Source organism: Streptomyces sp. NPDC055099 (genome assembly GCF_053607685.1).
Genome location: NZ_JBSGUA010000071.1, coordinates 1 through 1,770, shown reverse-complemented (window position 1 = coordinate 1,770; position 1,770 = coordinate 1). Strand labels below are relative to the sequence as shown.

The 1,770-nt window shown below is 70.1% G+C and carries 1 protein-coding gene; it reads right to left on the bottom strand.

Annotated elements, in window-relative coordinates:
- The coding region (locus tag ACWFRU_RS42365; RefSeq protein WP_453694194.1) for a cell division protein FtsK at positions 1-1,770 on the bottom strand (1,770 nt) is incomplete at both ends.

Sequence of the window (1,770 nt, the reverse complement as noted above, 5' to 3'; positions counted from 1 at the left end):
GTTGACGACCTTGCCGTTGACCCGACGCCCGACCTGGATGGTGGACACGCCGTGCGGCTTGAGCGCGGCGGCCAGTGCGTCGGGGTCCCATCCGTCGTAGACCTCGGGGCGCAGGTCCGCCAGTCGGGCCACGATGGTTTCCGACCACGCCTTGGCCTCCTTGGCCGGGACCACCGCGAGGATGTCCGCCAGCAGGTCATAGGCGGCCGTGGTCGGCTCCGGTGCCTCTCCCAGGGCGTGGCCGGCGAGCAGTCCGGCCTTCTCCCGTACCCGGCGGGCGCGGGCGGCGATGGCTTCGGCGCCGCCGGCGTCGACGTAGACCGAGCGCACGATACGGGCGTCGGAGCCTTCACCGACGAAGTAGTGGATGCCCTTGTCTCCCCAGGCGAACATGGTCGCCCGCACCCCGCGCTTGTAGGCGGAAGTGCCCAGCACCATGTCGTTCTCCAATTGGCCCATCACCTTCAGGCACCACCGCGCGGACGCGTTCGCGCTGATCCCGGTGGGCAGCGACTTGGCGTCCGGGCGCTGCGTGGCCAGCAACACCACGATGCCGGTGGCGGGACCGCGCTTGACCAGGTCGGTGATGATCTCCTCGAACTCCTTGCCGTGCTCAGGGTGCTCGAAGAGGACCTGACACTCATCCACGCCGACCACGATCGGGTGCAGACCCAACGACCGCTTGTCGGCAAGCATGCTGGTCACCTTGGACTCGGGGCAGATGTCCCGGGGCAGGGAACGGATCACCTTCGTGCGGCGGCGCAGTTCCTCGCGCAGGGCCCGGAAGTCGTCCAGCGCGTACTGCACGGGTTCGTCGTCGTCACCGGCCGCGTGCCGGTACCCGACCGCGTTGCCCACCGGGTCAAGGTCGCCGGTGCCCTTCATGTCGTAGGTGTGCAGCTCAGCACGCGGATCGAGAGCCGCGATCAGCAGCAGCAGACGCAGAAGGAACGTCTTGCCCATACGCGGGATCGCGCCGATGACGCCCGCGATGTACATGAGCGTCACTTCGGTCCACCGGCCGCGCTGGTCAGTGCCGTAGGCGACCGGCTTGAACAGATCCACCTGCCCGGACTTCAGCAGCGGCCACGCCGGCTGAGAGGCCCGGGACATGTCCTGATCCCCGACCCACAGCACCAGATGCCCGGTGTGCTCATCGGGCACCGCCTCGGGCCACACACACCCCAGCGGGCGGCGCAGACCGGAAGCCAGCCGCTCGCGACGTTCGATGATGTCCGTGACCGTGACGCCGTAGGGCAGGTTCCCCTCCGCACGCCAGCCGGGCCCGTCGCGGGTGATCGGGGCGGTGAACTCGAACCCGTCCCGTCCCTTGCCCTGCGCCTGATTGATCGCCGGAATCCCCAGCGCACCCAGCGCCCGCAGCACGATGTCACTGGTCAGCTTGGTGGCCTTGGGCAGTTCCACCGCCCGGTGCACGACCGGGGCGTCCGCCTTGCGGCCGGCGGCCCCCAGGGCGAGGACGACCGCGCCCACGGACACGGCTTGCAACCAGTCGGGAGTCAGCACATACAGCGCGAGCGCCAGACCGAGGCCGACGAACATTCCCAGCACGGCGACCAGGGTCCGCAGCCGGACCCGTCCGTCACGCTGCCGCGACAGCTTCAGGTACTCGGCAGCGTCCTCACGCCGCACGGCCGCGAGGCGGACCGGTTCGCCCTCGCGGTCGGCCACCCAACGCATCGTGCCCCCGACCACCTTCGCGGCGCCGGCCGGAGCCTGAAACACGAGACGGGCGGCGTAGACCGGGGC